The following is a 25,741-nucleotide window of genomic DNA, read 5'->3' as shown; positions in this document are numbered from 1 at the left end:
TAGAAGTACTGATAATTATAAAAAAAAGGTAATTTAAACTTGAATTATAAAACCTTCTACTTAAAAGCAAATTTCTCAGGTAAGTTTTATGACACAAAGGTATTTCTTACCAGAGGCTAGCATTCTCGATCTAAATCCCCCCCTGAAGTCAAAACGCGATGGAATGGGGAGTTGGGATTGTGCTATCCTCATCTCTAACAAGGGTGGCAAATCCAAATTTTTGGCTATTTGCTTGTTAATTTTGGCTGTGGCTTTGATTCCTTTCAAAGCCAATGGGGCGGATATTACTCAACAATTGCGCCGCCCGTTAAATAATTCGGCTGTGCTAGACTCCAGAGAGCAAGCAGACAGTTTATTACGAATCGGCGAGCAACAGCTATTGTCTGGTGCTAGTGATAAAACAGTTGATTCTTGTTTACAAGCACTAGAAATTTATCATTCTTTGGGGGACTATAAAGCCCAAGGTAAAACTTACGAATTACTAGCGAAGTCCTACATTCAGCTTAACCGATTTACGGAAGCTGAAGATGCCTTACGGCGACAATTAGCGATCGCGCGTGATACGAAGGATTTTCAGTCGCAAATTTTTGCCTTAAATAATATTAGTACGGTGCTGTTGCAAAAGGGAGAATATACCCAAGCGGGTAAAACCGTAGAAGATGCACTGAAAATTGCCCGCAATGTCGATAATCTGGCGGGTGAGGGGTTATCTTTAAGTAATTTAGGGCTAGTAAATGCCAGATTGGGCAATTACAACAAAGCGATTAAATTGTACGAGACAGCCTTAAATTACCGCCGTCAGGTTGGGGATATTTTGGGTGAAACCAATACCCTAAATAATTTAGGTGAAGCTTACTTCGCAATGGGAAATTACCCTGATACCATTGGTACCTATGGTGCAGCTTTGCGGATAGCGAAAACCACAGGCGATCGCATTAATTATTTAAGATCTATTGATGGCTTAATAGCAGCTCACAGTTCTGCAGGGCGTTATGAACGTGCTTTTGATTTATTGCAGCAACGCTTAGAAATCGCTAGAGATACGCAAAATTTGCGAGATGAATTCAACGCTATCATGGTTTATGCGCAATTGTACGAGCAGTTAAATAAATCTCTTACTGCCCGTCATTTTTACGAAAGAGCGCTGATAATAGCCCAAAATATGGGAGATAAGAAGCAAGAGGTGTTTTTAGTAGATAAATTGCTAAACATGCCTAAGCAGTGATTTGATTAGCAGTAGGTAGGGGTTCACAGATATTTTCACCGAGCAAAGATGATACAAATAAGCCCGCTCCTATTGATACTAAACTGCAATCTCAAACGTAACATTAAAACCTTCACAAGGGCGGGGAAACCCCGCCCCTACCACAATTGCGGATTAATATGACAAATGACAATTGTACAGACAAGGGTTATCGCGTCTCTAACAAATCACTAATTCACAAACACCGAGCCATTAGATTGAATTCTCATGGCTTTTATGTCTTGAGCTACGTCTGTGGTTTCATCTAATCTTACTTCCAACAAACCGGTTTCTGAAGCTTGGGCATTAACGGAGATTAATCCGCCGTCTGCACGTTGGAATGTAACTGTTATGGGCGCACGTAGACCTTGTAATATTACATCAGATTGTCCGCCGAGCGATCGCTCATTTGTATCACCAACAACTTGATAAGTAATATTCGCTCCAGTGTCATTTACCAGCCTGATATTAACATTACCATTTTCGAGTAGTGCGACTGTAGCAACTGGGCTTTGGGATGGAGAAGTTACAGAGTTAGATTGTGAAGGAACCTGCTGGGGTGTAGAGTAAGTACCGTAACTACCTGTTTGTGTATTTTGCTGGGAGCGATTGTAAGGTGCTTCGTTTAAAATACCGGGATTGGGGTTAAGTCCTGGGGTTGTTGTTCTTCCTGGTGTTTCTCCACCTACACCTGTTTGAGTTTGTGAGGAAACCCCAGAATTAGAGTTATAAGGAAGTGTTCCTTGAGCTTCTAACTGTTGAGTTAAAGCATTAGGCGGACATCCTTGGGGAACTACAACCCGGCTGTTGTGTGGTTCTTCGTAGAAAATTCTTGGACAAGGATTAACTTGGCCGCTAGGAGAATTAGGCTGTGGGGTTACAGGAACTGGTGTTTGGGCTAATGCTGGCATACTCATAATTACACCACCACAGATAGCGGCTAAAAACTCAGCAGATTTGCGAAACTTGTGCGACTTGCTATTCATTAGTTCACTCCTAGAGTAATTTCAACTAAACTGATTCGAGAATTTGATAAATCAGCAAATTAAATCAGGTAATAAATTATTGATTATTACCCTGGCGCATTGAATGCTTTTTATATTGATTTAGACTTACATTTTTACGGCTTAATCAACACAAAATTCAGCTATATAATGCATGGACAAATTATGTTTTGTCAGTTATTTAGCGTAATTCTTATTAACGCTTTTGATATTAATTTAACAATTATGCTTTGTGGCTGTATCTTACTATAGGTTTGAAAATTTAATTAAATTAAAATTCATGTTTATTTCTGAAGAGTGAGGAAATCAATCATTAGTTATAATTCAATTAGCTGAGATACTGTAATTGACTCATCAATAAGGAATTTTAATAATGGCTGAAGCCCTTACTACAGAAAACAATTTTCATTTTTTATGACACTTGCGTAAGTCCTATAAATATTGATAGCAAAATTAAGACTCAAGAGTGACAGGTAAAATAACTGTAAAAGTAGTACCTTTACCAAGGCTGCTTTCCACTTGTATTTGCCCTTGGTGATGTTCGACAATGGCTTGAGCGATCGCTAATCCTAATCCTGAACCTGTAGAAATGTCACAAGCTGTATTTTCGGTGATGTGGGTACGTGCTGGATCTACGCGATAAAAGCGATCAAATAATCTTGGTAGCGCTTCTGAGGGAATACCAATCCCTGTATCGCTGACTTTAACTTGTAATTGGGCACTACTGTAACGCAATCCCGAAACTCGATGAATTCCTTCGAGACGCGCCAATTCTACATTTACCCGCCCACTCGCAGGGGTGTACTTTAACGCATTGCCAATTAAATTAGTAAATAATCGCACTAATTGATCCCAGTTACCCGCCAGGGTAAACCAATTGTCTAGCAATTCGGGGCTAATATCGCTATTGTGGGCATCAATTAAATGCAAAGACAAAGTAATCTCTTTTTCTGCGGCTAATAGTTGCTGTTCTTCCACCACTTCTATCAGCAACGCATCTAAAGGACAAGGAGAAAAGTTATCTTTACTGATACCACTATCTTGTCTAGCGAGAAAGAGTAAATCATTAACTAACCTGCCTAAACGCTGGGTTAGTCGTTCCACTAATTTTAACTGTTGGCGATAATGTGAGGCAGCAGTAACTTCTCCTTCTGCTAACTCTAAATCAGTTAAGGCTACTTGGACGTTAGTTTGAATTAAAGTTATGGGATTTCTCAGTTCGTGAGAAGCATCGGCGGTAAATTGTTTCAGGCGTTGATAGGAATCTCCTACCGGTTCCATCGCTTTCCCGGAAAGAAACCAACCGCTAGCACCTACAGACAAAACCATTAATCCCGTACCCAGTGCTAAATCAAAAATTAATTGACGGCTGGGTTTGGTAACTTCAAACCAAGGATGACTAACACGCAAATAGCCTAATACTTGCCGTCCTACTTCGACGCGCTGGGTGACTTGGCGTAATAAAACAGGCGATTCTTCCCAACCCTCTTGTTTATAGACATGTACCGTTTCCCCTGTGCGGTTGCCATGTATGGGAATATTTAGGGGTGTAGTTAAAGTTGACCACAATAACTCACCATTAGGACTGAACCATTCCAAATCAATATGATCGTCTTCTACAGTCTCAGCATTATTACGGAAGCTGGATTCTATATTAATACGTAATGTATCAGTACCGCTATTAACTGGTTCGATAACAAGCGATCGCTCTACAATTTCCACTACATGATTGAGGGTATCGTCAATCCGCTCAACTAGGGTACTGCGAACATATAAATATACGCCACTAGCAAATAGTAGAAGTAAGACAGCAGTTACAGCTGTATACCAAACAGCTAAACGACGACGGGTAGCTTGGAACATGATTTATTGGGCATGGGGCATTGGGCATTGGGCATGGGGCGGGAGCATCCCAAATGTGCAAAAACGCCCTCACCCTATAAGGGTGGGGCTAGAAATACGAAGCCTGCCTTCGCAGGCTAAAAGTTTGATAGCCTGCCTTGGCAGGCTTTGTTGGTATAGCAATACCCTTCTAGGGTATTGCGTCAAAATTGGGATGCTCCCCATGGGGCATTGGTGTCAACTTAACGTGAAACCCTTTTGGTTGACAAGGTTTTGTCCTCATCCCCAACTCCTCGCTTACCCAATAAACCGCCGTCACCCTGGAAGGGTGCGGCTAATTGAACAAAGCCCACGTAGGTGGGCTTTGTAACGGTAGCCCCAGGCTTACAGCCTGTGGGCGGTCTGTTGGGTAAGCCAGAGAACTTAAGTTGACACGTATGGGTAATGCCATGCCCTCTAGAATACATTGATGTGCTGCAAACACTATTTAAATTGGCATAACTATTGACTATTGACCATTGACTATTGACCCTTGACTCTTGCGCTCAATCTCCCAAATAAATGCCTAAACCACGAGCAGTTTTGACTAGGGTATCTCCTGGGTTGACTGCTCTATATTGAGCGATCGCTTCGGCGATGGGGACGGCGAAAACTTGGCGATTTTGCCAGGTTACCATGTAGTCATATTTACCTTGTTCTATGAGGTTGACGGCGGCGACGCCAAAGGCTGCGGCGACTAGGCGATCTAGGGGGGAAGCTGTACCGCCTCGTTGTAAATGCCCTAAGACGGTGACTCTGGTTTCTGCGCCAATGCGATCGCTTAGTTGGTCGGCTAGGTATTGACCGATACCACCATATCGTGATTGTCCCAAGCTGTTAGTCATGGTGACGGCTGCACCTTCTTGAGTTTTCACCGCTTCGGAAACGACTATTAGACAATAGTTTTTGCCTTGTTCTTGGCGGTGTTTAATCTTGTGGCAAATGTGGTCAATATTGTAGAGAATTTCGGGAATTAAAATTACATCTGCACCGCCAGCAATTCCCGCCGCGATCGCAATATGTCCCGCATCACGCCCCATCACTTCTAAAATGATCACGCGACTGTGAGACGCGGCGGTAAAATGTAGACGATCCAATGCTTCGGTGGCAATGTTAACAGCCGTATCAAAACCAATGGCATGTTCGGTAATGCCGATATCATTATCAATGGTTTTGGGAATGCCGACTAAATTAATGCCGCCTTGTTGCGCCAAACGGCGAAGAATTGCCAAACTACCATCACCACCAATGCCAATTAAGGCGTCTAAACCGAGTTGATGGTAACCGGCGATAATTTCCTCAGAGCGATCGCATAAACTACCATCAGCCATTGGAAAAGCAAAGGGATCGCCTTTATTCGTCGTCCCTAACATTGTTCCCCCAGAAGTTAATAGGGGATCGACTTGATCTATTTCCAGTTTCGTCACTTGCGGCGGACGCGCCATTAATCCTAAAGTTGCTTGGCGAATTCCGAATACTTCCCAACCTTTTTCGCCAGCACAGTGAACTACAGATCTGATCGCTGCATTCAAACCAGAGCAATCACCACCACTAGTCAGAATGCCAATACGCTTAGATTCTCCCATATTTTTTTTACATTTCAAAAATGAAATTTTTTGATTAGTCTGAGGCGCGGTTTTACTTGACTATATTGGTAAGTCAATCTTCTTTAAACCCTTACCAATAACCAATGCGCAATGCCCAATGCCCAATGCCCATTGAGCATTGACAGTATTTTCATTGCACCGCCCCACATTATTTATTTGCCCTTGCTCTTAAATCTATGACAAACAATCCTTAATTAAACCGATACACTTGCAAGCTTTGAGCGCTACACCAACTGAGAATAAAGAAAAAACTATTAATCTAACTTTGCCAATATGATTCACGCAAGATGCTTATTGTACAAACATTTGCGTACCAGAATATATATTAGTTTTTTAAAGCTTTTTAACAAATCAATACAGTTAGCGATCGCTTTTTAACAAGTAATTTTGCTAAACTCCACAAAGCCGGACACCATTTCCTTTACTATGGTTGATGATGGGCGGCAACTTTGTGTTTTCCAGCGATCATGCCAAAATCCAAAAAAAGCAGTACTTCGATTAATCTTAACGATCCACAATATTATCTCAACCGAGAATTAAGCTGGTTAGAGTTTAATAGCCGGGTATTACATGAAGCTTGCGATCAGCGCACACCACTGCTAGAAAGACTCAAGTTTTTAGCAATCTTTACCTCGAATTTAGATGAATTCTTTATGGTACGGGTTGCAGGTTTAAAGCAACAAGTCGAAGCCAAAGTTACTCAATTAAGTCCTGATGGGCGGACGCCACAACAACAGCTAGATGATATCAGGTTTACACTCAGTCCACAGGTGACTAAACTACACCAACATTTTGAGCAAGTATTACGACCACTGCTAGCAAATAATCATATACATATACTTGACTATATTGATTTAAGCGATAAACAGCGCAATTATCTAGATAATTATTTTGAAGAACAAATATTTCCCGTTCTCACACCTTTAGCTGTTGATCCTAGTCATCCCTTTCCTTATATTTCTAATTTGAGTTTAAATTTGGCAGTTGTTGTCAAAAATCCGGAAACAGAAGAAGAATTTTTCGCCAGAGTTAAAGTCCCTAAAGTTTTACCCCGGTTTTTACCTTTACCGCCAGAATTGGGAATTCAACACAACGGTCAACCAGCGCACTGGACTGGTGTACCCTTAGAACAGGCGATCGCGCATAATTTAGATTCCCTATTTCCGGGAATGAATATCCAAGAGTATCATCCCTTCCGCATTACCCGCGACGCCGATTTAGCTTTGGAAGAAGATGAAGCCGACGATTTGCTGTTAGCGATAGAACAGGAATTGAGAAAGCGCCGGATTGGTGGAACTCCTGTGAGGTTAGAGATTCAATCGCAAACCCCCGAAGCAGTGCGATCGCGTTTATTACAAGATTTAGAATTAACCGAAAGCGATGTCTATGAAGTTGATGGGCTTTTGGGACTGCGGGATTTAATGTATTTCATGGCATTACCATTGCCAGAATTTAAAGATCCACCAAGACAGTCTGTAGTTCCTTCCCGCCTCCAGTGGTTACGGGAACCTAGCGTTAGTTCGGAAATTCCCGAAGTTGAAGAAGGAAAGGACTTTTTCTCGGTGATTCGGGAACGGGATTTATTAGTTCACCATCCCTATCAATCCTTTACCGCTACAGTGGTGCGTTTTATTACCCACGCCGCCCACGATCCGAATGTGCTAGCGATTAAAATGACCCTTTATCGCACCTCTGGCGACTCGCCTATTGTCAACGCCTTAATTGCGGCGGCGGAAAATGGCAAACAAGTATCGGTTTTAGTCGAGTTAAAAGCGAGATTTGACGAAGAAAATAATATTTACTGGGCGAGAAGGTTAGAAAGAGTCGGGGTTCACGTAGTTTATGGTTTAGTCGGGTTAAAAACCCACTGTAAAACTATCATGGTTGTGCGTCGCGAAAAAGACCGGATGCGCCGCTACGTACATATCGGTACAGGTAACTATAACCAGAAAACCGCAAGACTATATACAGATTTAGGATTATTTACCTGTAATGAAGAAATCGGTGCGGATATTACTGATTTATTTAACTTTTTAACAGGTTATTCGCGACAAAAGTCATACAGAGAAGTACTTGTAGCCCCAGTAAACATGCGCGATCGCTTTTTAGCATTAATTAATCGCGAAATCGACAATGCTAAAAATGGATTTACCGGGCGGATTGTTGCCAAAATGAATTCCTTAGTCGATCCCCAAATTATCGCCACTTTATATGAAGCATCCCGTGCTGGAGTTCAAATTGATTTAATTATTCGCGGAGTCTGCTGTTTGCGACCTGGACTTAAAGACATCAGTGAAAATATTCGCATCATTAGCATAGTTGGTCGCTTTTTAGAACACTCCAGAATTTTTTATTTCTATAACAATGGTCAAGAAGAAATATACATTGGTAGTGCCGATTGGATGCGTCGCAACTTGGATCGCCGCGTAGAAGTGATTGTTCCCATCCAAGACCAAGATATTGCCAAAGATTTGCAAGAAATATTAGGAATTATGCTGGCAGATAACCGCCAAGCCTGGGAATTACAAGGCAATGGTAGCTATATTCAACGTCATCCAGGCGATCGCGCACCAGAAGCCCATTCACAAAAAACTCTCATTAATATGGCCTTACGCTCAACCAGCATCGCCGCAAATCTCATTGACAATAAAAAGAATTCTTTCTATCTTGACAACTAGAAAAATTCTGTCTTTGAGAAAACTTTAATAAGTCCTCACAAAAACTCTATTATTTATTCTTGGTAGAAAGGCAATTATTCAACCATAGGATAGAGTAATTCCTCCCACTTGTTCCCCTAAACTATAAAGGTTATAGTACTTAGTCTTTTACTTTGAATGTTAATGTTGTCCTGTGAGTCTTCTACCTTACGTGTTCTTTTGGTTGACGATCACGAATTAACACGCTTAACACTACAGTTAGCTTTTTCTTGCCAAGAAAATATTCAAGTAGTCGGTTTAGCCAAGAATGGCCAAGAAGCGATAGAAATGGTGAAGCGCCATCATCCGGATGTGATTGTGCTGGATTTGCAAATGCCGGTCATGGATGGGTGGAGTGCATCTAGTCATATTAAAGCGATCGCCCCTAAGACACAAATCCTTGCTTACTCTTCCATAGAGGATGCAAGTTTGCAGCAGACAAAAGCCATGACTAGCTTTGATGATGTATGTAAAAAAGATGTCCCAACACCAGAACTGATAGCTTTAGTTAGACAACTAGGAACCCGCAAAGGTGCTACCTAAAAAAATAACTGAGGTAAACAATAGATGAGACAGCCAAGGATCTGGACGAACCAAGGCGCAGTTCAAATCTGGGGAATGAGGGACATGCTCTTATATAAAAGCGTCGGTATAGCTTGAGTTAAAAGCTATACCGACGCAGTTTTCATATTTGCGATCGCCTAGATAAACTTTAAATAGGCTTAGTTATTTTCTGTCTGAGGAATAGTGCGTTTAAATTCGTCCACCAACTCGTCTAATTCTTCCAAAGCTTGATTGACATCAATTCTTAAAGTTCCTAAATTAGGTTGTTCTAGTAGGCTGAGTAGGTAATCGCGCTTGCTTTCAACCGCAGCAATGCGTTCTTTTATAGTCTGTATATCCATTGTTTTTACATTCCTTAACTATCCTCAAGTCTAAATTAACGCAAAAAAGACGAGAGTGAAAATTTAATGGCTAAACCTAGTTAAGCTCATGCGCGTATAAATTGCATAACTACTAATTAAGATCTGTTTACAGTCAACAGTCAACAGTCAACAGTCAACAGCCATCACAATAGTTTTAGCCAATACTCTTCCCTTAGATGTGACTCATAGCCGATGATATTAAAATTAATGCTTTCAGAATTTATACTCACATCAGCCCATGTTACGCCAAATTTCTTTGGGAACACTCGGTTTAACCGTCGGTAGCATTTTAACCCTGGGGGGATTTATTGCTTACGCCGCCGATAATGCCACACTTAATCTTGTTGGATTTTTTTATGGGTTTCCTCTATTGCTAGGAGGATTAGCACTCAAAGCCAATGAATTAAAACCCATCCCCTTTAGCGAAGCTACAACACCCGCAGTTTTACAACTCCGCGAACAACAAGCAACAGTTACACAAAATAAAATTCGTAAAGATATCACCAGATATTGCTATGGACAAAAAGCCCATTTTGATGTAGCACTTGCTTATTTAGGTTTGAGTCCTACAGATGAAGAAAGACCAATAGTTACAGGATTAAAAGAAAAAGAAATTAATGGTGCTTACAGCTTAATTGTAGAATTTGATTCGCCACTCATAGGAATTGATGTGTGGCAGCAAAAGCAAGAAAAAATGACCAAATATTTTGGACCCGGAGTTAAAGTAGAAATCACGCAACCAGAAGAAGATAAAATTGAACTCACACTGATTACTACTCCAGAAAAATAGTTAATAGTCATTAGTCATTAGTCATTAGTCATTTGTTCAGAAATCTTAGAGGTTGTTTGAAAAGTTGTTGACTGTGATTTTAGAAACTTATTGATCCCCCCTACCCCTTTAAAAAAGAGGGTAATGAAAATCAAAGTCCCCCTTTTTAAGGGGAGCCACTGCGTTGCGGGGGTTCCCCCCGTTATAGCAAGTGGCATGGATTCAGGGGGATCTAAAATATTTTGCTACCAACGATAGGACTTTTAAAACATCCTCTTAGGCGAGGAACAATTGACTATTGACTATTGACTATTGACTATTGACTATTGACTAAAAACTCATTTTTCTAAACGCACTGCATACCATTGTAGATATTGTCCGGGGCCTAAATCTAATTCGCAACTCGTATCTTTTAAATATTGGGCTTGTTCTGCTAAACCACTAATTTTTTGCACATCAGGTGGTAAATCTTCAGTATTTACTTGTTGCAACATTAGCTGGAGTTTTTCTAATAATTCTGAAGCTGTTAAAAATTGCTCTGGTTGGTTTGTTTCTAGGACAACAAAATAGTCCTCAGCATACATTAATGAATTGGGCATTGAGGGTATATAACTGACTTTCAAAATTTCGCTTGTTGTTGGTAATGGCAGAAATTTTATTACCATCACTTTCTCTAGTTTAAGCTAAAACCCATGAAGCAATTCAAGTTGCTGATGATTTCATATTCTTAGCAATTAAAAACCATCGTTTCTGAATATTTGCTGTATTGAGATTATTTCTCAAAACTAGGTTCATTTTTGCTAGTGGAACTCATTTCATCTGTACTGCTTTTTTACAACTAATAATTAATAAATTCTAGCCAAAGCTCATTAAATCCGATTTAGCATCAGGGTTTTTACGTACAATGCTCAGATTATCTATACATAATATCTGGGGTTCATGCTACTGGCAAAAATCGCCGTATAACGTAAAAAAGAAAGGTAAGTATTTGAAGTTTTCCCCAAAATGACAATTTGACTGGAGCAGTAGGGAAATATAAATAATAAATTTCTTCCCATGTCCTTAGCTGGACAAGAAGGTATCAATAAGCCTTAGTGTTGCAATCAACTGCCTATGGAACCTCGTCATCTACCCTTTGCTTGGCTGAAAATAATTGAGGATTTAATCGTTCCACACCAAAACACACCTTTGCGGCAAGTGTTGGCAATTAGGGAACAATCATCTCTGTTGTCTGGAATAACAGCCTTTGTTCCAGCTTTGCTTACAGCTTTTTACTTAGCTTACATATCCTCTATCAAATCGTTTGCTGAATAGGATTGTGACTAATACAAAAAATTATCACTCCCAGGCGATTTGGTTTAAGGGGCAAGTTTTAGTAATTTCGCCCTTATCGATACTCTCAATTTCTGTGGAACGCAACTCATGTCAGCCATAAGTCCATTTTCTATTTCTAAGCAACCGCCCCTAATTTTGGTGGCTGATGATGATAAGACCATGCGAGTGCTGTTGCGTAAAGCTATGGAACAAGAAGGCTATCGAGTGGTCGAGGTCAATGATGGTCAGCAATGTTTAGATGCTTACGATACCATCAAACCGGATATAGTCTTGCTAGATGCGGTCATGCCGGTGATGGATGGCTTCACATGCTGTAGACAATTGCTGAAGATTGCCAGGAATAACTTGATTTCGGCATTGGCGAGTTTTGATACTGACTCGGCTTTAAACAATACTGTCATCTCAAAATTATGGGAACGGACGCCCATATTGATGATTACCTGTTTGGATGATGAAGAGTCTGTTAACCGTGCCTTTGAGGCAGGAGCGATGGACTATATCACCAAACCAATTCACTGGGCAGTTTTACGCCAGCGTTTACGGCGATTGTTACAACAAGCACAGGTATATAAACAATTAGAGGCGGCAAATCAGGCGTTACAACATATCGCTAACGTTGATGGTTTAACAGGGTTAGCGAACCGTCGCCGCTTTGATGATTATTTAAATACGCAGTGGATTAATCTAGCACAAGAAGAAGCACCTTTATCACTGATTTTATGTGATATTGACTTTTTTAAATTTTACAATGATAAATACGGTCATCCTGCCGGCGATGTGTGCTTACAAAAGGTAGGTCAAGTTTTAAGTCATACAGCACAAAAAAATCAAGATTTAGTCGCCCGTTATGGCGGCGAAGAATTTGCTGTGATTATGCCTAATACTCATGCTGTGGGTGCAGTTCATGTTGCGGCAGCGATGCAAGCGGGTGTGAGGGATTTAAAAATACTTCATGACGGATCTGATGTGAGTGAGTATGTCACCCTGAGTATGGGTGTGGCAACTATGGTTCCGACATGGGAATCTTCGCCCTCAGATTTGATTGTCAAGGCAGATAAAGCACTTTATCAAGCAAAGGCCGAGGGGCGCGATCGCATTATTCTTAAATAAATATTCTCTAAGCAAGTATATTTACTGAGAATTTAGGTACAAGGGAGACAAGGAAGCCGCTAACAAATGACAGTCTTTACCAGCTATCTTTAATTGCGCCGCTCTACTTACCTTTCTCAAAATCGGTGATTAAGAGGGATATACTGGCAATGTGAAGTGGAAACACGACCCACCATTAGGTACAGAGTCTACCCAAATTTGACCGTAGTGGGCGCGAATAATGCGTTGGCAGACACAAAGACCTATTCCATAACCTTCTGTGCCTTCATCACGTTGTAGGCGGAAGTGGTTTTCAAATATCTGATCGCGGTTTTCTAAAGGAATTCCCGGGCCTGTGTCCCCAATACTAATCTGCACTTTTTGACTCGTGCGGTGCAATCCGGTAACGCTGATTTTACCTGCAATAGGTGTGTATTTAATGGCATTGTCTAACAGATTCATCAACACTTGGTGGATGCGTTCTGGATCGCCATAAACAAAAGGTAAATCTTTGGGGATATCGGTTTCTATGTGCTGAGATTTAGCATTGTAGCGATCGCGTAATTCTTCTAATACATCTAGACAAAGTTTGCCGATCGCCATTTTTTGGGGTACTATTGGTAGCTCTGTATCATTGCCTCTACCACCCTGTAAAAGATCCGTAATCATACGGTCAATGATCTTAGTTTGGTTGCGGGCTTGTTTTAATAAATGGGCTGTCATTGCTGGTTTGAGGCGCTGAAATTGCCCAGTTTCAATATTGTAATTAGATTGGAGAGTTTCTATGGCGATCGCCGCAGCAGTTAGAGGATTCCGCAGATCGTGGGCTAAGACAGCAATTACCCTATCTTTAAATTGCAATTGCTCTTGAAGTTTTTCTTTTTCCTGTTTTAAACGAAAGATTTCGTCAGATAAGCGGATCAGTTCGGCAGAAGCAGCCACTGAATTTATAGTAGGTTGAGGGGCAACTACGCGATCGCTTTCATCTAAACGTTCTTGTAAATCTTCCTGCAGTTGCACATAGGTATCTACCGCCGCTTGCCAACGGGGCCACCAGTTTTTCAGCTGACCGATGATATTACTACCCGCAATAATTTGTCTGGGTTCTGGGTGGATTTTGACTAACGCTGGCGTTGCCACTAATTTAAAGTGTTCCGCCATGTAAGGTTGTTGCCCTACATCAATAATTTGTAGTTCAAATTGATACCCAGTTTTTAATTCGGTTAAGTAAGCACGTATACGCTGTACTTGTTGTCTGGACTTGGGACGCCCATCAACAAATAGTAACAGCTGAAGCGGAGCCTCAGAAGAGATCGGCTGGTCTTGGGAAACTGGCATGTAATCGTGTTTCAGCACTGGTAACAACCCGGCGACGCTTGAGGAAAATTTAAAATGGACTGACGCTTGTCGGTGGTCGTTCTTTCTTTTAAATTTAATATCTATTTTAGATTTTTCATACTCCCATCAGTCCAGGGCTTTTAAAGATGAGATACATATTTTTCAGTCTTTTACTTCCTTTTTCTTTAGCTTCTATTCCAGTTAGCAATCAAAGCCTTGATTATAGGTCTTCAGCCTCTGGGAAACAAATTCCGGCAACAATGCCAACAAATGAAAGCTTTTATACTACAGCTAGTAAGTTAATCCAGCAACAGATAAATCTTCTAGCTCGGATTGAGCAAGCTATGATCTCACCTGATGCCAATCAGATGCGAGCTGTGCAAGGACAATTAACTGTTCATACCAAGTTAGTAGATGCTTTTCTCTCCCGTCAAAATAAAAGCCCAAAAAATGTATGTACCTCCGGAGTGGATATCACTCAGAATTCTCCTTTAGCCGAGCAGTCAAATAGGTCACAATTAAAAATTTACTGCTCTTTGTATGCATCTAACCAAGAATTATTAAAACTGGCTCCGATACTAGATCGGTTATTGTCTCGGCGGGGAGAATTAGGGTTAGTTACCAGCCTACCCTTAGTGACGGGCGAACGGCAATCTGATCCAGTGCTGAGTATTGCACCACTCCAGTATCCCCAACTCGATCGGCCAGCGACACCTTTGGCGACACCAGCAGAGAATTTAGCTTCGTCTCCCCAAATAATGATTGGTCGGACTGCCAAAACAGCTATAGCTGAATATATACCACCTGTGCCACCGGCGATCGCCGCACCCGAAGACGCGCTCAAGACAATAGCAACTGTCAAGAAATTCTTGACCGCAGCTCAAGTAGAATTTCCTTTACCAAATCAATTTACATATCCCCAGGAAACTTCAGCCATACTTGATCGTTTTACTTACGACATAGATTCCCAAGAACCCCAAACCTACGCCACTTTTTTGAAATTGCCTCAGACTGGCATTTTCCGCGTGTTACCTGGTTTGGCTTACCAGCATTCGTTAAGTAGGCTGGAAAATCGCTTAACACCGACTGTAAGCGAACGTTATCCTTACCCCTTGCTAGGTGATGCTCAAGGGGGTTTTACTCCCAGTCTAGCACTTCAAATAATAGGCGATCGCTTTGAATTAGGGCATCAAGGTGTAGACTACAGTTTTATGGTAGATTTAGGCGATATTCCCTTAACTAAGTTAGATTCTCAGCTGCAACCTGTAGCCAAAACCACGAGAGAATTTTTCCTCAATTACCAACCGCCCAAGCAATTAGAAGAGTTACAAGTAGAACGGCGGCGATTTGTGACTGGTAAAGACCAGAACTGGAACTTAAACCAAGTAATTTTCGCCAGTGCGAAAGCAGAATTAAACCATACTTATTTAGTGCGATCGCTACAATTTCAAGTCCCAGATATGATTATCGGTGGTAAACCCCTTTCACCACAAGAGCGCCAATATTTAAATCAGTTAGAAAAGATACCTAGCAGCGACATCCTAGTTGCCTTTCGCCCAGTGCGACGCCGTGCAGATGGTAGTTACACCGTTCTGTGGCGCGTTTTACATCAATTCCCCGAACCTCAAATTGCCGTTAAGTGAAAAGGAGGTAGGGAAGGGGGACAAATAAAAATTGTACAGACGCGATTAATCGCGTCTCTGACCAATGACAAACTTCATCCCTAAGGCTTGAACTTTCAGGGGACAGTCTGCGCTAGGGTAGGAATTGACACTAGATGTGATAAATTCCTGTGCTGCCCTGTAAAAATCCAGCTGTTTTTCTGAGTTTGGCTGTTTTCCTCTCTTCGTTAACAGCCTGTGCCAACAGTCCTACCGCCAAGAACTTAGAACAATCTTTGGCGGCAGATCCTCAGTTGCAAACTAATCCAGTTGTGTTTGGTGAACCGAAGGATCAGCAACCGCAAACACAGCCAAACCAATCAACAGTTCAATTACCAGTTGATTTTCCCCAAGATATCCCTATATATCCTAATGCCAAGTTAGAAACAGTTACACCTGCAACTGACACAGAAAAAAAAGTCTCAACTCGCTGGCTAAGTGCTGACCCCAGCAATTTTATTACCAATTTCTATACCAATCAATTCCAAGCTAATAATTGGCAGATTAACCAAAAACCTAGCGATGATGTTGGCGGCGTTTTTGAAGCGCAGCGTAATAATGTACTGGTTAAGGTTTCAATTCAAGCTCAATCAGTCACCAATCCCGCGCCTAATCAGCCACAAACAGCCACTCAATTATTAATTGAGTATTTACCATCTAGCACGACAACGGCGCAAGCTACACCAACTAGCAGCCCCAGCGTAACTGAAACTAATAACGCCCAAACTTCTAGCGGCGTTCCTCAACCAGGCGATTCGCAGTTTATTGGCCCTGTACTACCGACAAACGCAGCCACACAGCCGGGAACTGTAGCTAACAGTCAAGTATCTAGTGCAACTACAAATACATCTGTGGTATTCACTGATATTAACCAAGCACCACAACAACTGCGAGAGCATATTCAGGATTTAGCTAAATTAGGTGTTTTATCTCCAGCCATACAAGCAACCAAAAACAACGCCCAAACAAAAACTAGCCAATTTGCCCCCGCAAAAACCATTACTCGGCGAGAATATGCTCGTTGGTTAGTAGCTGCTAACAATGCTATGTATGCAAATGATCCAGCCAAACAGATTCGTCTAGCCGCAGACAGCGCCCAACCTGCTTTTACTGATGTTTCCGCCAAAGATCCTGATTTTCCGGCAATTCAAGGATTAGCCGAAGCTGGATTAATTCCTAGTTCTTTATCTGGGGATACTACCGCCGTGTTATTCCGTCCTGATGCTCCCTTAACAAGGGAGCAGTTGCTACTGTGGAAAATACCCTTAGATAGCCGCCAAGCTTTACCTACAGCTAACTTAGATGCGGTAAAACAAACCTGGGGTTTTCAAGATGCAGGGAAAATTGACCCCAAAGCTTTAAGAGCTGTATTAGCCGACTATCAAAATGGCGAACAATCAAATATTCGGCGAGTATTTGGATATACAACATTATTTCAACCGAAAAAACCAGTAACTCGCGCTGAAGCCGCAGCAGCACTGTGGTACTTTGGCAGCCAAGGCGAGGGAATATCAGCTGTTGATGCTTTAAAGTTACAGCGTCCACAAACGTAATCAGGACTTACGCAAAAATTTTCCAAATCCTTAATTTATGGCACCGCATTAGACACGCAGTGGCTTCGCGCAGGGTAGACGCCAAGACGCCAAGAATTAGTAGAGTGTGCGTAAGTCCTATATGAAAATATCTCTTTCCTAGCCCAATGACACCACTTGCTTCAAGCCGAGAAACCCGTCCAACGCAGTGGCTCCCCAATGCCCCATGCCCATTTTCTAGCTAGGACTTGAGTTGATTGGGGACATCCAATTTTTTAAATACCCAATCAATTTGTAGTGCGAGCGTCTCGCTCGCTGGTGTTCAAAAACGAGCAAGACTTCGGCGTGAGCGCTCAGTCGAACGCTGCTCGCACTACAGAATTTGGTTAATTCATTTTTTGTAAGTCCCTTGCTGTTTTTTAGTACTTACGTACCTAATCGATCGCGTAAAGTGGGCATTCCCCTACCCACACTGATAATTTTCAGGATAAAAATTGAGAATTTTTTGTAAAAAAAATAGGCTGTATATATAAAACTTCCATAAATTTAGGCACGAAAAAGCATTTTAATTTATATTTGATTGGTACGTAATTTGCTCATCTCATCAAAAATACGTAAGCAAAATCAAATATTTGAGAAAACATGCTCTTTTTGGCTATTAATTAATCAAAATTCAGTAATTTCATTGAAATTATTCCCATTTTTTCCATTCATACAGTGCCAAAAATACCTAAGTTACATAATCATGAAAAAACAATTTATTCAGGCAGGATTTTTTCTCTTACCTTTGATCTTGCCAATCAAGGCAAATGCTGCAAGTATCACCACATTTAATCAGCTTTACGTATTTGGGGATAGTCTCTCCGATCCGGGTAATACATATAATGCATTAGGTCAAACATACCCTCCCAGCCCACCTTATGCAGATGGGCGTTTTTCTAATGGGTCTATATGGGTAGAAAATCTAGGAGATAAGCTAAATTTACAACCTACTTTAGTTACTAATCCGATCAATCCTACAGAAGGGATAAATTTTGCTTTTGGCGGTTCTTCTAGTGGTCTGGATAATGCGGTCGTTCTTCCAGATCCAAATTTAGGCATACCTCGCTTACCTGGAGTACTGGCACAAGTTCTAGGTTACGCAGATTCTTTAAAACAAAGTAACCAAAAGGCTAACCCCAATGCACTTTATACTTTCTGGGCTGGGGCGAATGATTTTCTATTTCTTGATGAGACAGACTTTATTACCCCAGCCCAATATGTATCACAAGCGTTGAATGTTTTAGCAAGTGATACTGTTGGTGTCAAAAATTTGATGGTGTTTAATTTACCAGATTTAGGAAAACTACCAGCAGCTAAAATCGGTGGTCGAGATCCTAACAAACTTAGCCTAGCAACCAAAAGTTTTAATTCAGCTTTAGAACAAACGCTGAATGTTTTGAGCCAAAAACCGGATCTCAATATTGTTTATGTTGATGCTTATTCTTTATTTGAGCAGGCGATCGCCAATAAAGATCAACTGGGTATCAAGAATATTAGTGATGCTTGTCTAACATTCACTAGTCCTACAACTTTCATCACTTGTTCTAATCCCGACGAGTATTTATTTTGGGATGAGTTTCACCCAACAGCTGCTACTCATAAGTTAATTGCAACTTCAGCACTAAATGCAATTGAGGCGAAGTCAGTCCCCGAACCTTCTCCAGCTTTGGGGACATTGGCTATAGCAGCTTGGGGTACAGCAGCTGCTATCAGACGCAAACGCAAACAGCCACAACTTACGATAGTAGGTCGGGTTCCTGGTGGACTATCAACTCATATAAAGGTTGAAAGCTAAACCAACCTAAATCATGCCCTCCTACTTGCTGATGGGCAATGGTGGCAGATTCTGGTTTGATTAATTGCGGTTGACCCGCCGCTTGGGCTAAAAGTTGAGCTTGACAAGAACGCTCCATTGTGATAAACCACCAAGCAGCTTCATCCACGGAATGACCGACTGTTAACAAGCCATGATTCTTAAGAATTATGGCTTTGTTTTTTCCTAATGTTTGGGCGATGCGTTTACCTTCAGCGACTTCTAAAACTACGCCTGTATAGTCATCAAACAGGCTATGGTCTTGGTAGAAAGCACAAGCATCTTGGGTTAAAGGATCGAGCAGACGACCCAGGCTAGCCCAACTTTTACCATAGATAGAATGGGCGTGAGCTGCTGCGACTACATCAGGACGAGCTGCATGTATTTGAGAATGAATCGCAAAGGCGGCTGTATTGACTGGGCGATCGCCTGCGATGACTTCACCTTGCTGATTGACTAAAATTAGGTCACTGACGCGAATTAAACCGAAATGCTTTCCTAAAGGGTTAACCCAAAATTGATCGGGATGTTCTGGATCGCGGACTGTAATATGTCCTGCAATACCTTCATCAAATCCAAATCGCGCAAATAGCCGGAAAGCTGCGGCTAGGCGTTGCTGACGATGTAGGCGTTCTTCTTTAACAGAAGCAAAGGTTGGTTGTTGAAAAAAGTTTGGTTTAGCTCTAGATATAGCTTGCATCTTGCTCCCTGAATAGATGATTTTAGGTAAAAATATTTATACTTAATTGTTAACTTAAAATCTATCTCTATGTGGGATTACGAGCAATTATTTCAAATAATTGCAGAATTAGTCATGCACCATTCCCCTAGTGGTGTGGAAACAGAAATTAACCAATTTTTACTTCAGCAATTTGCTAGTCTGGGTGTGGAAGTTTGGAGCGATCGCGCTGATAATATCATTGCCAAAATTCCTGGTAAAAATTCTGACAGAGCTATTGCCATCACTGCCCATAAAGATGAAATTGGCGGTATCGTTAAAAATATAGGCGATGACGGTCGGGTGGAAGTCCGCAAACTGGGCGGTTCTTACCCGTGGATTTACGGTGAAGGTGTGGTTGATTTATTAGGCGATAACCAAACTATTAGCGGTATTCTCAGCTTTGGTTCCCGTCATGTATCCCATGAATCACCCCAAAAAGTCCAGCAAGAAGATACTGCTGTGAAGTGGGAAAACGCCTGGATTGAAACAAAACTCACCACAGAAGAGTTAGCTACAGCAGGTATCCGTCCAGGAACCAGAATGGCGATCGGTAAGCATCGCAAGCACCCAATTAGGCTCAAGGATTATATTGCTAGTTACACCTTAGATAACAAAGCCTCAGTGGCAATTCTCCTGGCTCTGGCGCAACAAGTCAAACAGCCACCAGTCGATGTTTATTTGGTAGCCTCAGCTAAAGAAGAAGTGGGTGCAATTGGCGCTTTATTTTTCACTCAAAATCAGGTTTTGGATGCTTTGATTGCTTTAGAGATTTGCCCCTTATCCAGCGAATATCCGATTAAAGAGGGAAAAAGTCCGGTAATCTTGTCTCAAGATGCCTACGGCATGTATGATGAAATATTGAATGGGCAACTACGCCACTGTGCTAAACAGCGTAATATACCAGTACAGCTAGCAATTTTAAGTCAATTTGGCAGCGATGCATCGATTGCGATGAAATTTGGACATGTGGGTCGTGCTGCCTGTTTAGCATTTCCCACACAGAATACACATGGTTATGAAATTGCTCATCTAGGCGCGATCGCTAATTGTATAGAGTTACTAACAGCTTTTTGTCTCACTGAGTTTGATTGATGGTCAATCGGGAGGTAAAAGCTAATATCTTCTCCAGATAGGGAAGGATGCAACGCCTTATCTGTGAGGATAACAAACTGCTAGCCGTCAATATTTAGTAAAAAATAACACAAATTGCGCCGCTTTTATTCGTATTTACCGCAATGAAGGTGATTTTAATATTTTGTCTAGAGAAAATTTGTGTATAGAAAATAGTCCCACCATTTGCTCAATCATGAATAAATTAAAGGTGTTAAGAGTAATCTACGCATAATTTCTGGATATTTATTTTAAATTAATACCAATATTAGTTTCCTTAATTTTACGGAATTATTTGTCTAATTAGAAAGATCTGATTTTATATGATTTTTTCCCATAGTAAAAATGGTCTCTAAAAAGGCATAACTTTATATTGAGTACGTCAGTTTACAGTAGGGCTAACGACTTTTGTTTGACAACTGTTTTTCCTTAAGGATTTGAAGGCTAAGTATTTCCGCTTAGAAAAATCAAAACCTTTATTTTATACAACCTCTGGAGTTGAGACACGTTAGTCCTACTGTTTTTATAAATGCGGGCAAAAGTTGACACCGACTATTGAGGAATACAAATATTACAAAAGGTTGCATAGAAAAATTTAACAATTCCTTTAGGTGTATTTTGGACTGTGAATAAAAATCTGAGTTAACCAACTAGGAGAAAACATAATTGGCTAGTAAAGATGATTTTCTCTACCCGCGTAGTCGCTACTACGGTCAAATCCAGCCCAAAAACTTAGTTTTTAATGCGAATTTACAAGAATTTAGCCAACGCATAAGCTATATCTGTAATTTGGAAACTGGGGGAAAAATTCCGCCTGCGGAAGCTTATAAGCAAATTAAATTGCTGTGGAAAGAACTAAAACGCAGCAAAAAACAACTGCAAATTGGGAATAAAGATATTCTATAGCTAAATAGCAATTTTTTAAAGTTTTAGTTAAATAATTTAGGAATATGCCGTTTTGGCAATCTCGAATATTAGGCGATCGCTACAAAAAAGTAGCCCAGTGAATTGCGTTAAGCTATCTTAGCCCTTTGTTGAGTCTTGCTATTTCAGAGGAGCTTTTGTGGCAAAATTATTGATGCCTTCCTCTAAGGACAATTAACTAGGACAACTGAGTTGAAATAAAAGCCGATGACGGGATTTGAACCCGTGGCCTGCTGATTACGAATCAGCTGCTCTACCACTGAGCCACATCGGCGCATACAGTTCGTAATTATAGCATAGTTTTTACGCATGGTAGAAAAAAATCCCCAAAGTCGCCTAAACTCGGAACAATATGCTCGCCTGAAAGCAGAAATGACGGCTCCTTATCGTGGCTTACGAAAATTTATCTATGTTGCTTTTGGTGCTTCTGGTTTTATTGGCGCATTCATCTTTTTTTTCCAACTGCTAGCGGGAAAAGATGTTGAAAGTGGATTACCTAATTTCTTATTGCAGATAGGAATTGTCGCTTTGATGATATTCCTTTGGCGTTGGGAAGAAAACAGACAAAAACGTTTATAAATTAAGTCAAAGTTAAGCAATTAATTTGCAACTGCTTTTACTTTATATATGTTTATAGTCTTTAAATTACTTAACTTTTATTCAAATTTAGAAACCTAAAGACAGAAAACATAAAAAAAATCTTAGAAAAACTGAAATTAAAAAAATTTCTGAGAAACTGAAAATTGTTCAAACGGGGTCAGCCCATATAAAGACCCTGAACATAAATCCATAAATAAGGGTCAGTTAAATTACGAGACCCTATTTTAATAAAATTAGTAATTGTTAAAGCGTCAGGCTAACAAATTGTTAATCTTGGCGCTTTAATGTTGTACGGATTTTGAACTCTCCTAGTAGTCTGGCAACCCAACTTTAAGGGGTAAAGAAACGAACCGCGTTCGCGAAGCGTCTCGCAGAGAAGACGCGAAGTACTCAAAGAAAGAGGAAAAGAAGAGAACGAGAAAATTTAATGCACCCAGCAAAGTTGACTTGCCAGAGTACTAGTAGTCTGGCAACCCAACTTTAAGGGGTAAAGAAACGAACCACGTTCGCGAAGCGTCTCGCAGAGAAGACGCGAAGTACCCAAAGAAAGAGGAAAAGAAAGAACTAGAAAATTTGATGCACCTAGCAAAGTTAACTTGTCAGACTACTAGTTGTGAAAAAAAGGTACCCTTCGGGGTACTACACATACTACTATCTTGTCTAATAGAGTAAAAACACTGAAAGTTACAGCTTCTCAGTGATACACCTTGTTTCTTCATTAGCAAGTAACAAGTTAGTGTATTTATCCTTTCATTGAAGGAAATACTCATTATGGCAACTATTAACGGTAACAACAACCCCAATAACTTGGTAGGTGTATTTGATCCTTTATTTCCCCTATTGATAGATCGACCTGATATCATCAACGGCTTTGGCGGTAATGACACTATCACTGCTCTTGGGACTAACGATACCCTCAACGGTGGAGCAGGTAGAGATACGGTAAATGGCGGAGCCGGTAACGATCGCGTAATTGATGACGATTTTGTCAGCTTTGATGTTTACAACGGTGGTGACGGCATTGATACCATTGATTACTCTAGTGTGAGCTTTGCTGGTACAGTCACAATTAACTTGGCAACAGGGTTAACTAGCGTTGCTGGTGGCAATACAGAAACTATTCTTAACTTTGAGAATGTGGAAGGTAGCCAAGGTGCTGAAACAATCGTTGGCTCTAGTCTAAGTAACGTCCTCAATGGTAATGGTGGCAACGATACCATTAATGGCGGTGCTGGTAACGACATCATTAACGGTGGTACAGGTAACGACATCCTCAACGGTGGTACTGGTAGAGATACCGTTAACGGTGGAGTCGGTAGCGATCGCGTAATTGATGACGATTTTGTCAGCTTTGATGTTCACAATGGTGGCGATGGTATCGATACCATTGATTACTCTGGTGTGAGCTTTGCACCTGGAGTCACAATTAACTTGGCAACAGGGTTAACTAGCGTTGCTGGTGGCAATACAGAAACTATTCTCAACTTTGAGAATGTGGAAGGTAGCCAAGGTGCTGAAACAATCGTTGGCTCTAGTCTAAGTAACGTCCTCAATGGTAATGGTGGCAACGATACCATTAATGGCGGTGCTGGTAACGACATCATTAACGGTGGTACAGGTAACGACATCCTCAACGGTGGTACTGGTAGAGATACCGTTAACGGTGGAGTCGGTAGCGATCGCGTAATTGATGACGATTTTGTCAGCTTTGATGTTCACAATGGTGGCGATGGTATCGATACCATTGATTACTCTGGTGTGAGCTTTGCACCTGGAGTCACAATTAACTTGGCAACAGGGTTAACTAGCGTTGCTGGTGGAAATACAGAAACTATTCTCAACTTTGAGAATGTGGAAGGTAGCCAAGGTGGCGAAACAATCGTTGGCTCTAGTCTAAGTAACGTCCTCAATGGTAATGGTGGCAACGATACCATTAATGGCGGTGCTGGTAACGACATCATTAATGGTGGTACTGGTAACGATATCCTCAACGGTGGTACTGGTAGAGATACCGTTAACGGTGGAGTCGGTAGCGATCGCGTAATTGATGACGATTTTGTCAGCTTTGATGTTCACAACGGTGGCGACGGTATCGATACCATTGATTACTCTGGTGTGAGCTTTGCACCTGGAGTCACAATTAACTTGGCAACAGGGTTAACTAGCGTTGCTGGTGGAAATACAGAAACTATTCTCAACTTTGAGAATGTGGAAGGTAGCCAAGGTGGTGAGACAATCGTCGGCTCTAGTCTAAGTAACGTTCTCAATGGTAATGGTGGCAACGATACCATTAATGGCGGTGCTGGTAACGACATCATTAACGGTGGTACTGGTAACGACTCACTTATTGGCGGTACCGGTAATGACATCTTAACTGGTGGTGGAGACGGTCAAATCGATGTCTTAACCAGTGGTAGTTTATTCGATCGAGATACCTTTGTACTGGGTACTGGCGGTATATTCGGCTCCGTTCTCTATGACTCAGCAGGTAATGCTGATTTTGCTCGCATTACTGATTTTGATTTGATTGATTTTGTTGGAGAACCAGCAACTGAGGTAGATAGAATCCAGCTCAGAGGCACAGCTGCTGATTATCGGTTAGTCAATAGTGTGGTTGCTGGAGGATTCACAGGTGTAGGTATTTATGACAGAAACTCAACTGTCAGCACTACAGATGACGATCTGATTGCTCTTGTTCAAGGCGTTACCGCAGGCGCTGCTTTCGGGCAATTAAACCTCACCAATACAACTCAGTTTGTGTTCGTCTAATCCCTCTAGGGGTAAGAGGTTGGAGGCTTAATTTTCTGACAACGACTCAAATTATACCAATTTGAAAAATGATTGCGACAGATGGAAATCTGAAACGCTTATCCAATAGATGTTTCACAATCCAAAATCTAAAATCTAAAATCCAAAATGGTATTAGATTCCATGCTCTAATTTAAGAACGCTCAAAATAGTATAGGGAGAAGTAGCTAAATTTACCTCTCCCTTTTGATGTTGGGACTTTTTCAGCCCATTGCCCTCTCAAATTTCCGGTTTTTGAACTGTGGACAATAGGCTTAAGGGAGTTCCAAATAAAAAAACATCCCAATCATTAACTTGCCAAGCCCGCAACTCGTAGGGGCAGGGTAACCCCTATTGGTGTCAACTTAACGTGAAACCCCGATTCTATCTAGCTCCCATGCTCTGCGTGGGAGCTAGGATTTATGAGGCTCTGCCTCAATTTATCAGCATACGAGGCAGAGCCTCGCAATCCGCATTTCCAGCCGGAGGCTGGAAACGAGATAGAGAAAGGTTTTTAGCTTAAGTTGACACCAATGGGTAACCCCGCCCCTACAATTTGGGATAATTTATTTTCTGGAGTTCCCTAATACCAATTCGCCAAAATTCAGCAACAGATCCAAACTCACAAACCCTTGTTATATATGGATTTGTTAATTTTGAATT

20 protein-coding genes and 1 tRNA gene are annotated in these 25,741 nt (G+C 41.2%); 13 read left to right on the top strand and 8 right to left on the bottom strand.

What is annotated here, in order from left to right:
• Positions 1–88: 88 nt before the first annotated feature.
• A complete protein-coding gene (locus AACW45_RS07875) occupies positions 89–1,225 on the top strand; it encodes a tetratricopeptide repeat protein (RefSeq protein ID WP_190632494.1) in 1,137 nt (378 codons plus the stop codon).
• A gap of 209 nt (positions 1,226–1,434) precedes the next feature.
• Here AACW45_RS07875 and AACW45_RS07870 read toward each other — a convergent pair whose 3' ends face one another.
• The 3 genes from AACW45_RS07870 to AACW45_RS07860 form a co-directional block, all read right to left on the bottom strand.
• Positions 1,435–2,229 carry a hypothetical protein gene (locus AACW45_RS07870; protein WP_190632493.1) on the bottom strand — a complete coding sequence of 265 codons (795 nt, stop codon included), beginning with the start codon at positions 2,227–2,229 and terminating at the stop codon, positions 1,435–1,437.
• 471 nt (positions 2,230–2,700) lie between these two features.
• Positions 2,701–4,110, bottom strand: coding sequence for a sensor histidine kinase (locus AACW45_RS07865; RefSeq protein ID WP_190632492.1), 1,410 nt, complete (start codon positions 4,108–4,110; stop codon positions 2,701–2,703).
• A 524-nt stretch (positions 4,111–4,634) separates the two neighbouring features.
• Entirely contained in the window at positions 4,635–5,714 is a 1,080-nt protein-coding gene (locus AACW45_RS07860; protein ID WP_190632491.1) for an ATP-dependent 6-phosphofructokinase, read from the bottom strand.
• A 488-nt stretch (positions 5,715–6,202) separates the two neighbouring features.
• Here AACW45_RS07860 and ppk1 point away from each other — a divergent pair, with 488 nt between their 5' ends.
• Together ppk1 and AACW45_RS07850 are read left to right on the top strand one after the other, a co-directional pair.
• A complete protein-coding gene (ppk1, locus tag AACW45_RS07855; protein WP_190632490.1) occupies positions 6,203–8,413 on the top strand; it encodes a polyphosphate kinase 1 in 2,211 nt (736 codons plus the stop codon).
• A gap of 156 nt (positions 8,414–8,569) precedes the next feature.
• The gene (locus AACW45_RS07850; protein ID WP_190632489.1) at positions 8,570–8,974 is read left to right on the top strand and encodes a response regulator; all 405 of its coding nucleotides are present in this window, start codon (positions 8,570–8,572) and stop codon (positions 8,972–8,974) included.
• A 179-nt stretch (positions 8,975–9,153) separates the two neighbouring features.
• Here the strand turns inward: AACW45_RS07850 and AACW45_RS07845 are convergent, their stop codons facing one another.
• The gene (locus tag AACW45_RS07845) at positions 9,154–9,336 is read right to left on the bottom strand and encodes a hypothetical protein (protein WP_190546956.1); all 183 of its coding nucleotides are present in this window, start codon (positions 9,334–9,336) and stop codon (positions 9,154–9,156) included.
• 259 nt (positions 9,337–9,595) lie between these two features.
• On the opposite strand from AACW45_RS07845, the gene AACW45_RS07840 reads away from it, so the two are divergent.
• Positions 9,596–10,147, top strand: a complete 552-nt coding sequence (locus AACW45_RS07840; protein ID WP_190632488.1) for a DUF2854 domain-containing protein — start codon at positions 9,596–9,598, stop codon at positions 10,145–10,147.
• Between the two features lie 317 nt (positions 10,148–10,464).
• Here the strand turns inward: AACW45_RS07840 and AACW45_RS07835 are convergent, their stop codons facing one another.
• Entirely contained in the window at positions 10,465–10,725 is a 261-nt protein-coding gene (locus AACW45_RS07835) for a chlororespiratory reduction protein 7 (RefSeq protein WP_190632521.1), read from the bottom strand.
• Positions 10,726–11,239: 514 nt separating this feature from the next.
• On the opposite strand from AACW45_RS07835, the gene AACW45_RS07830 reads away from it, so the two are divergent.
• Positions 11,240–11,440 (top strand): hypothetical protein, encoded by a 201-nt coding sequence (locus AACW45_RS07830; protein ID WP_190632487.1) that lies wholly within the window; start codon positions 11,240–11,242, stop codon positions 11,438–11,440.
• A gap of 108 nt (positions 11,441–11,548) precedes the next feature.
• Positions 11,549–12,571 (top strand): response regulator, encoded by a 1,023-nt coding sequence (locus AACW45_RS07825; RefSeq protein ID WP_190546950.1) that lies wholly within the window; start codon positions 11,549–11,551, stop codon positions 12,569–12,571.
• A 129-nt stretch (positions 12,572–12,700) separates the two neighbouring features.
• Here the strand turns inward: AACW45_RS07825 and AACW45_RS07820 are convergent, their stop codons facing one another.
• Positions 12,701–13,906, bottom strand: a complete 1,206-nt coding sequence (locus AACW45_RS07820; protein ID WP_190632486.1) for a histidine kinase — start codon at positions 13,904–13,906, stop codon at positions 12,701–12,703.
• Between the two features lie 128 nt (positions 13,907–14,034).
• On the opposite strand from AACW45_RS07820, the gene AACW45_RS07815 reads away from it, so the two are divergent.
• From AACW45_RS07815 to AACW45_RS07805, 3 genes are all read left to right on the top strand, one after another.
• On the top strand, positions 14,035–15,531 hold the full coding sequence (locus AACW45_RS07815; protein ID WP_190632485.1) for a hypothetical protein: 1,497 nt from the start codon (positions 14,035–14,037) through the stop codon (positions 15,529–15,531).
• Between the two features lie 149 nt (positions 15,532–15,680).
• On the top strand, positions 15,681–17,102 hold the full coding sequence (locus AACW45_RS07810) for an S-layer homology domain-containing protein (RefSeq protein WP_190632484.1): 1,422 nt from the start codon (positions 15,681–15,683) through the stop codon (positions 17,100–17,102).
• Positions 17,103–17,826: 724 nt separating this feature from the next.
• The gene (locus AACW45_RS07805) at positions 17,827–18,918 is read left to right on the top strand and encodes an SGNH/GDSL hydrolase family protein (protein ID WP_190632483.1); all 1,092 of its coding nucleotides are present in this window, start codon (positions 17,827–17,829) and stop codon (positions 18,916–18,918) included.
• Here AACW45_RS07805 and AACW45_RS07800 read toward each other — a convergent pair.
• Entirely contained in the window at positions 18,860–19,636 is a 777-nt protein-coding gene (locus tag AACW45_RS07800) for a class II aldolase/adducin family protein (RefSeq protein ID WP_096644647.1), read from the bottom strand. The genes AACW45_RS07805 and AACW45_RS07800 overlap by 59 nt on opposite strands.
• Before the next feature lie 69 nt (positions 19,637–19,705).
• Here AACW45_RS07800 and AACW45_RS07795 point away from each other — a divergent pair, with 69 nt between their 5' ends.
• Together AACW45_RS07795 and AACW45_RS07790 are read left to right on the top strand one after the other, a co-directional pair.
• Positions 19,706–20,749, top strand: coding sequence for a M42 family metallopeptidase (locus tag AACW45_RS07795; RefSeq protein ID WP_190632482.1), 1,044 nt, complete (start codon positions 19,706–19,708; stop codon positions 20,747–20,749).
• 684 nt (positions 20,750–21,433) lie between these two features.
• The gene (locus AACW45_RS07790; protein WP_190632481.1) at positions 21,434–21,673 is read left to right on the top strand and encodes a DUF7219 family protein; all 240 of its coding nucleotides are present in this window, start codon (positions 21,434–21,436) and stop codon (positions 21,671–21,673) included.
• Positions 21,674–21,893: 220 nt separating this feature from the next.
• On the opposite strand, the gene AACW45_RS07785 is transcribed toward AACW45_RS07790, so the two are convergent.
• Positions 21,894–21,965, bottom strand: a tRNA-Thr gene (locus AACW45_RS07785).
• Positions 21,966–22,000: 35 nt separating this feature from the next.
• On the opposite strand from AACW45_RS07785, the gene AACW45_RS07780 reads away from it, so the two are divergent.
• Both AACW45_RS07780 and AACW45_RS07775 read left to right on the top strand, forming a co-directional pair.
• On the top strand, positions 22,001–22,270 hold the full coding sequence (locus AACW45_RS07780) for a DUF3493 domain-containing protein (RefSeq protein WP_190632480.1): 270 nt from the start codon (positions 22,001–22,003) through the stop codon (positions 22,268–22,270).
• Between the two features lie 792 nt (positions 22,271–23,062).
• Positions 23,063–25,060 carry a beta strand repeat-containing protein gene (locus AACW45_RS07775; protein WP_190632479.1) on the top strand — a complete coding sequence of 666 codons (1,998 nt, stop codon included), beginning with the start codon at positions 23,063–23,065 and terminating at the stop codon, positions 25,058–25,060.
• Positions 25,061–25,741 lie beyond the last annotated feature (681 nt).

Source organism: Calothrix sp. FACHB-168 (genome assembly GCF_963889195.1).
GTDB lineage: Bacteria > Cyanobacteriota > Cyanobacteriia > Cyanobacteriales > Nostocaceae > Aulosira > Aulosira anomala_A.
Note: the sequence above shows the minus strand (reverse complement) of the source record. Positions and strands in the feature narration are given on the sequence as shown.

What these genes read in the sequence shown, in the direction of transcription:
- AACW45_RS07875 (WP_190632494.1), top strand. Translation starts at nt 89, where the DNA reads ATGACACAAAGGTATTTCTTACCAGAGGCTAGCATTCTCGATCTAAAT.
- AACW45_RS07870 (WP_190632493.1), bottom strand. Translation starts at nt 2,229, where the DNA reads ATGAATAGCAAGTCGCACAAGTTTCGCAAATCTGCTGAGTTTTTAGCC.
- AACW45_RS07865 (WP_190632492.1), bottom strand. Translation starts at nt 4,110, where the DNA reads ATGTTCCAAGCTACCCGTCGTCGTTTAGCTGTTTGGTATACAGCTGTA.
- AACW45_RS07860 (WP_190632491.1), bottom strand. Translation starts at nt 5,714, where the DNA reads ATGGGAGAATCTAAGCGTATTGGCATTCTGACTAGTGGTGGTGATTGC.
- ppk1 (WP_190632490.1), top strand. Translation starts at nt 6,203, where the DNA reads ATGCCAAAATCCAAAAAAAGCAGTACTTCGATTAATCTTAACGATCCA.
- AACW45_RS07850 (WP_190632489.1), top strand. Translation starts at nt 8,570, where the DNA reads ATGTTAATGTTGTCCTGTGAGTCTTCTACCTTACGTGTTCTTTTGGTT.
- AACW45_RS07845 (WP_190546956.1), bottom strand. Translation starts at nt 9,336, where the DNA reads ATGGATATACAGACTATAAAAGAACGCATTGCTGCGGTTGAAAGCAAG.
- AACW45_RS07840 (WP_190632488.1), top strand. Translation starts at nt 9,596, where the DNA reads ATGTTACGCCAAATTTCTTTGGGAACACTCGGTTTAACCGTCGGTAGC.
- AACW45_RS07835 (WP_190632521.1), bottom strand. Translation starts at nt 10,725, where the DNA reads ATGCCCAATTCATTAATGTATGCTGAGGACTATTTTGTTGTCCTAGAA.
- AACW45_RS07830 (WP_190632487.1), top strand. Translation starts at nt 11,240, where the DNA reads ATGGAACCTCGTCATCTACCCTTTGCTTGGCTGAAAATAATTGAGGAT.
- AACW45_RS07825 (WP_190546950.1), top strand. Translation starts at nt 11,549, where the DNA reads ATGTCAGCCATAAGTCCATTTTCTATTTCTAAGCAACCGCCCCTAATT.
- AACW45_RS07815 (WP_190632485.1), top strand. Translation starts at nt 14,035, where the DNA reads ATGAGATACATATTTTTCAGTCTTTTACTTCCTTTTTCTTTAGCTTCT.
- AACW45_RS07805 (WP_190632483.1), top strand. Translation starts at nt 17,827, where the DNA reads ATGAAAAAACAATTTATTCAGGCAGGATTTTTTCTCTTACCTTTGATC.
- AACW45_RS07800 (WP_096644647.1), bottom strand. Translation starts at nt 19,636, where the DNA reads ATGCAAGCTATATCTAGAGCTAAACCAAACTTTTTTCAACAACCAACC.
- AACW45_RS07795 (WP_190632482.1), top strand. Translation starts at nt 19,706, where the DNA reads ATGTGGGATTACGAGCAATTATTTCAAATAATTGCAGAATTAGTCATG.
- AACW45_RS07780 (WP_190632480.1), top strand. Translation starts at nt 22,001, where the DNA reads ATGGTAGAAAAAAATCCCCAAAGTCGCCTAAACTCGGAACAATATGCT.
- AACW45_RS07775 (WP_190632479.1), top strand. Translation starts at nt 23,063, where the DNA reads ATGGCAACTATTAACGGTAACAACAACCCCAATAACTTGGTAGGTGTA.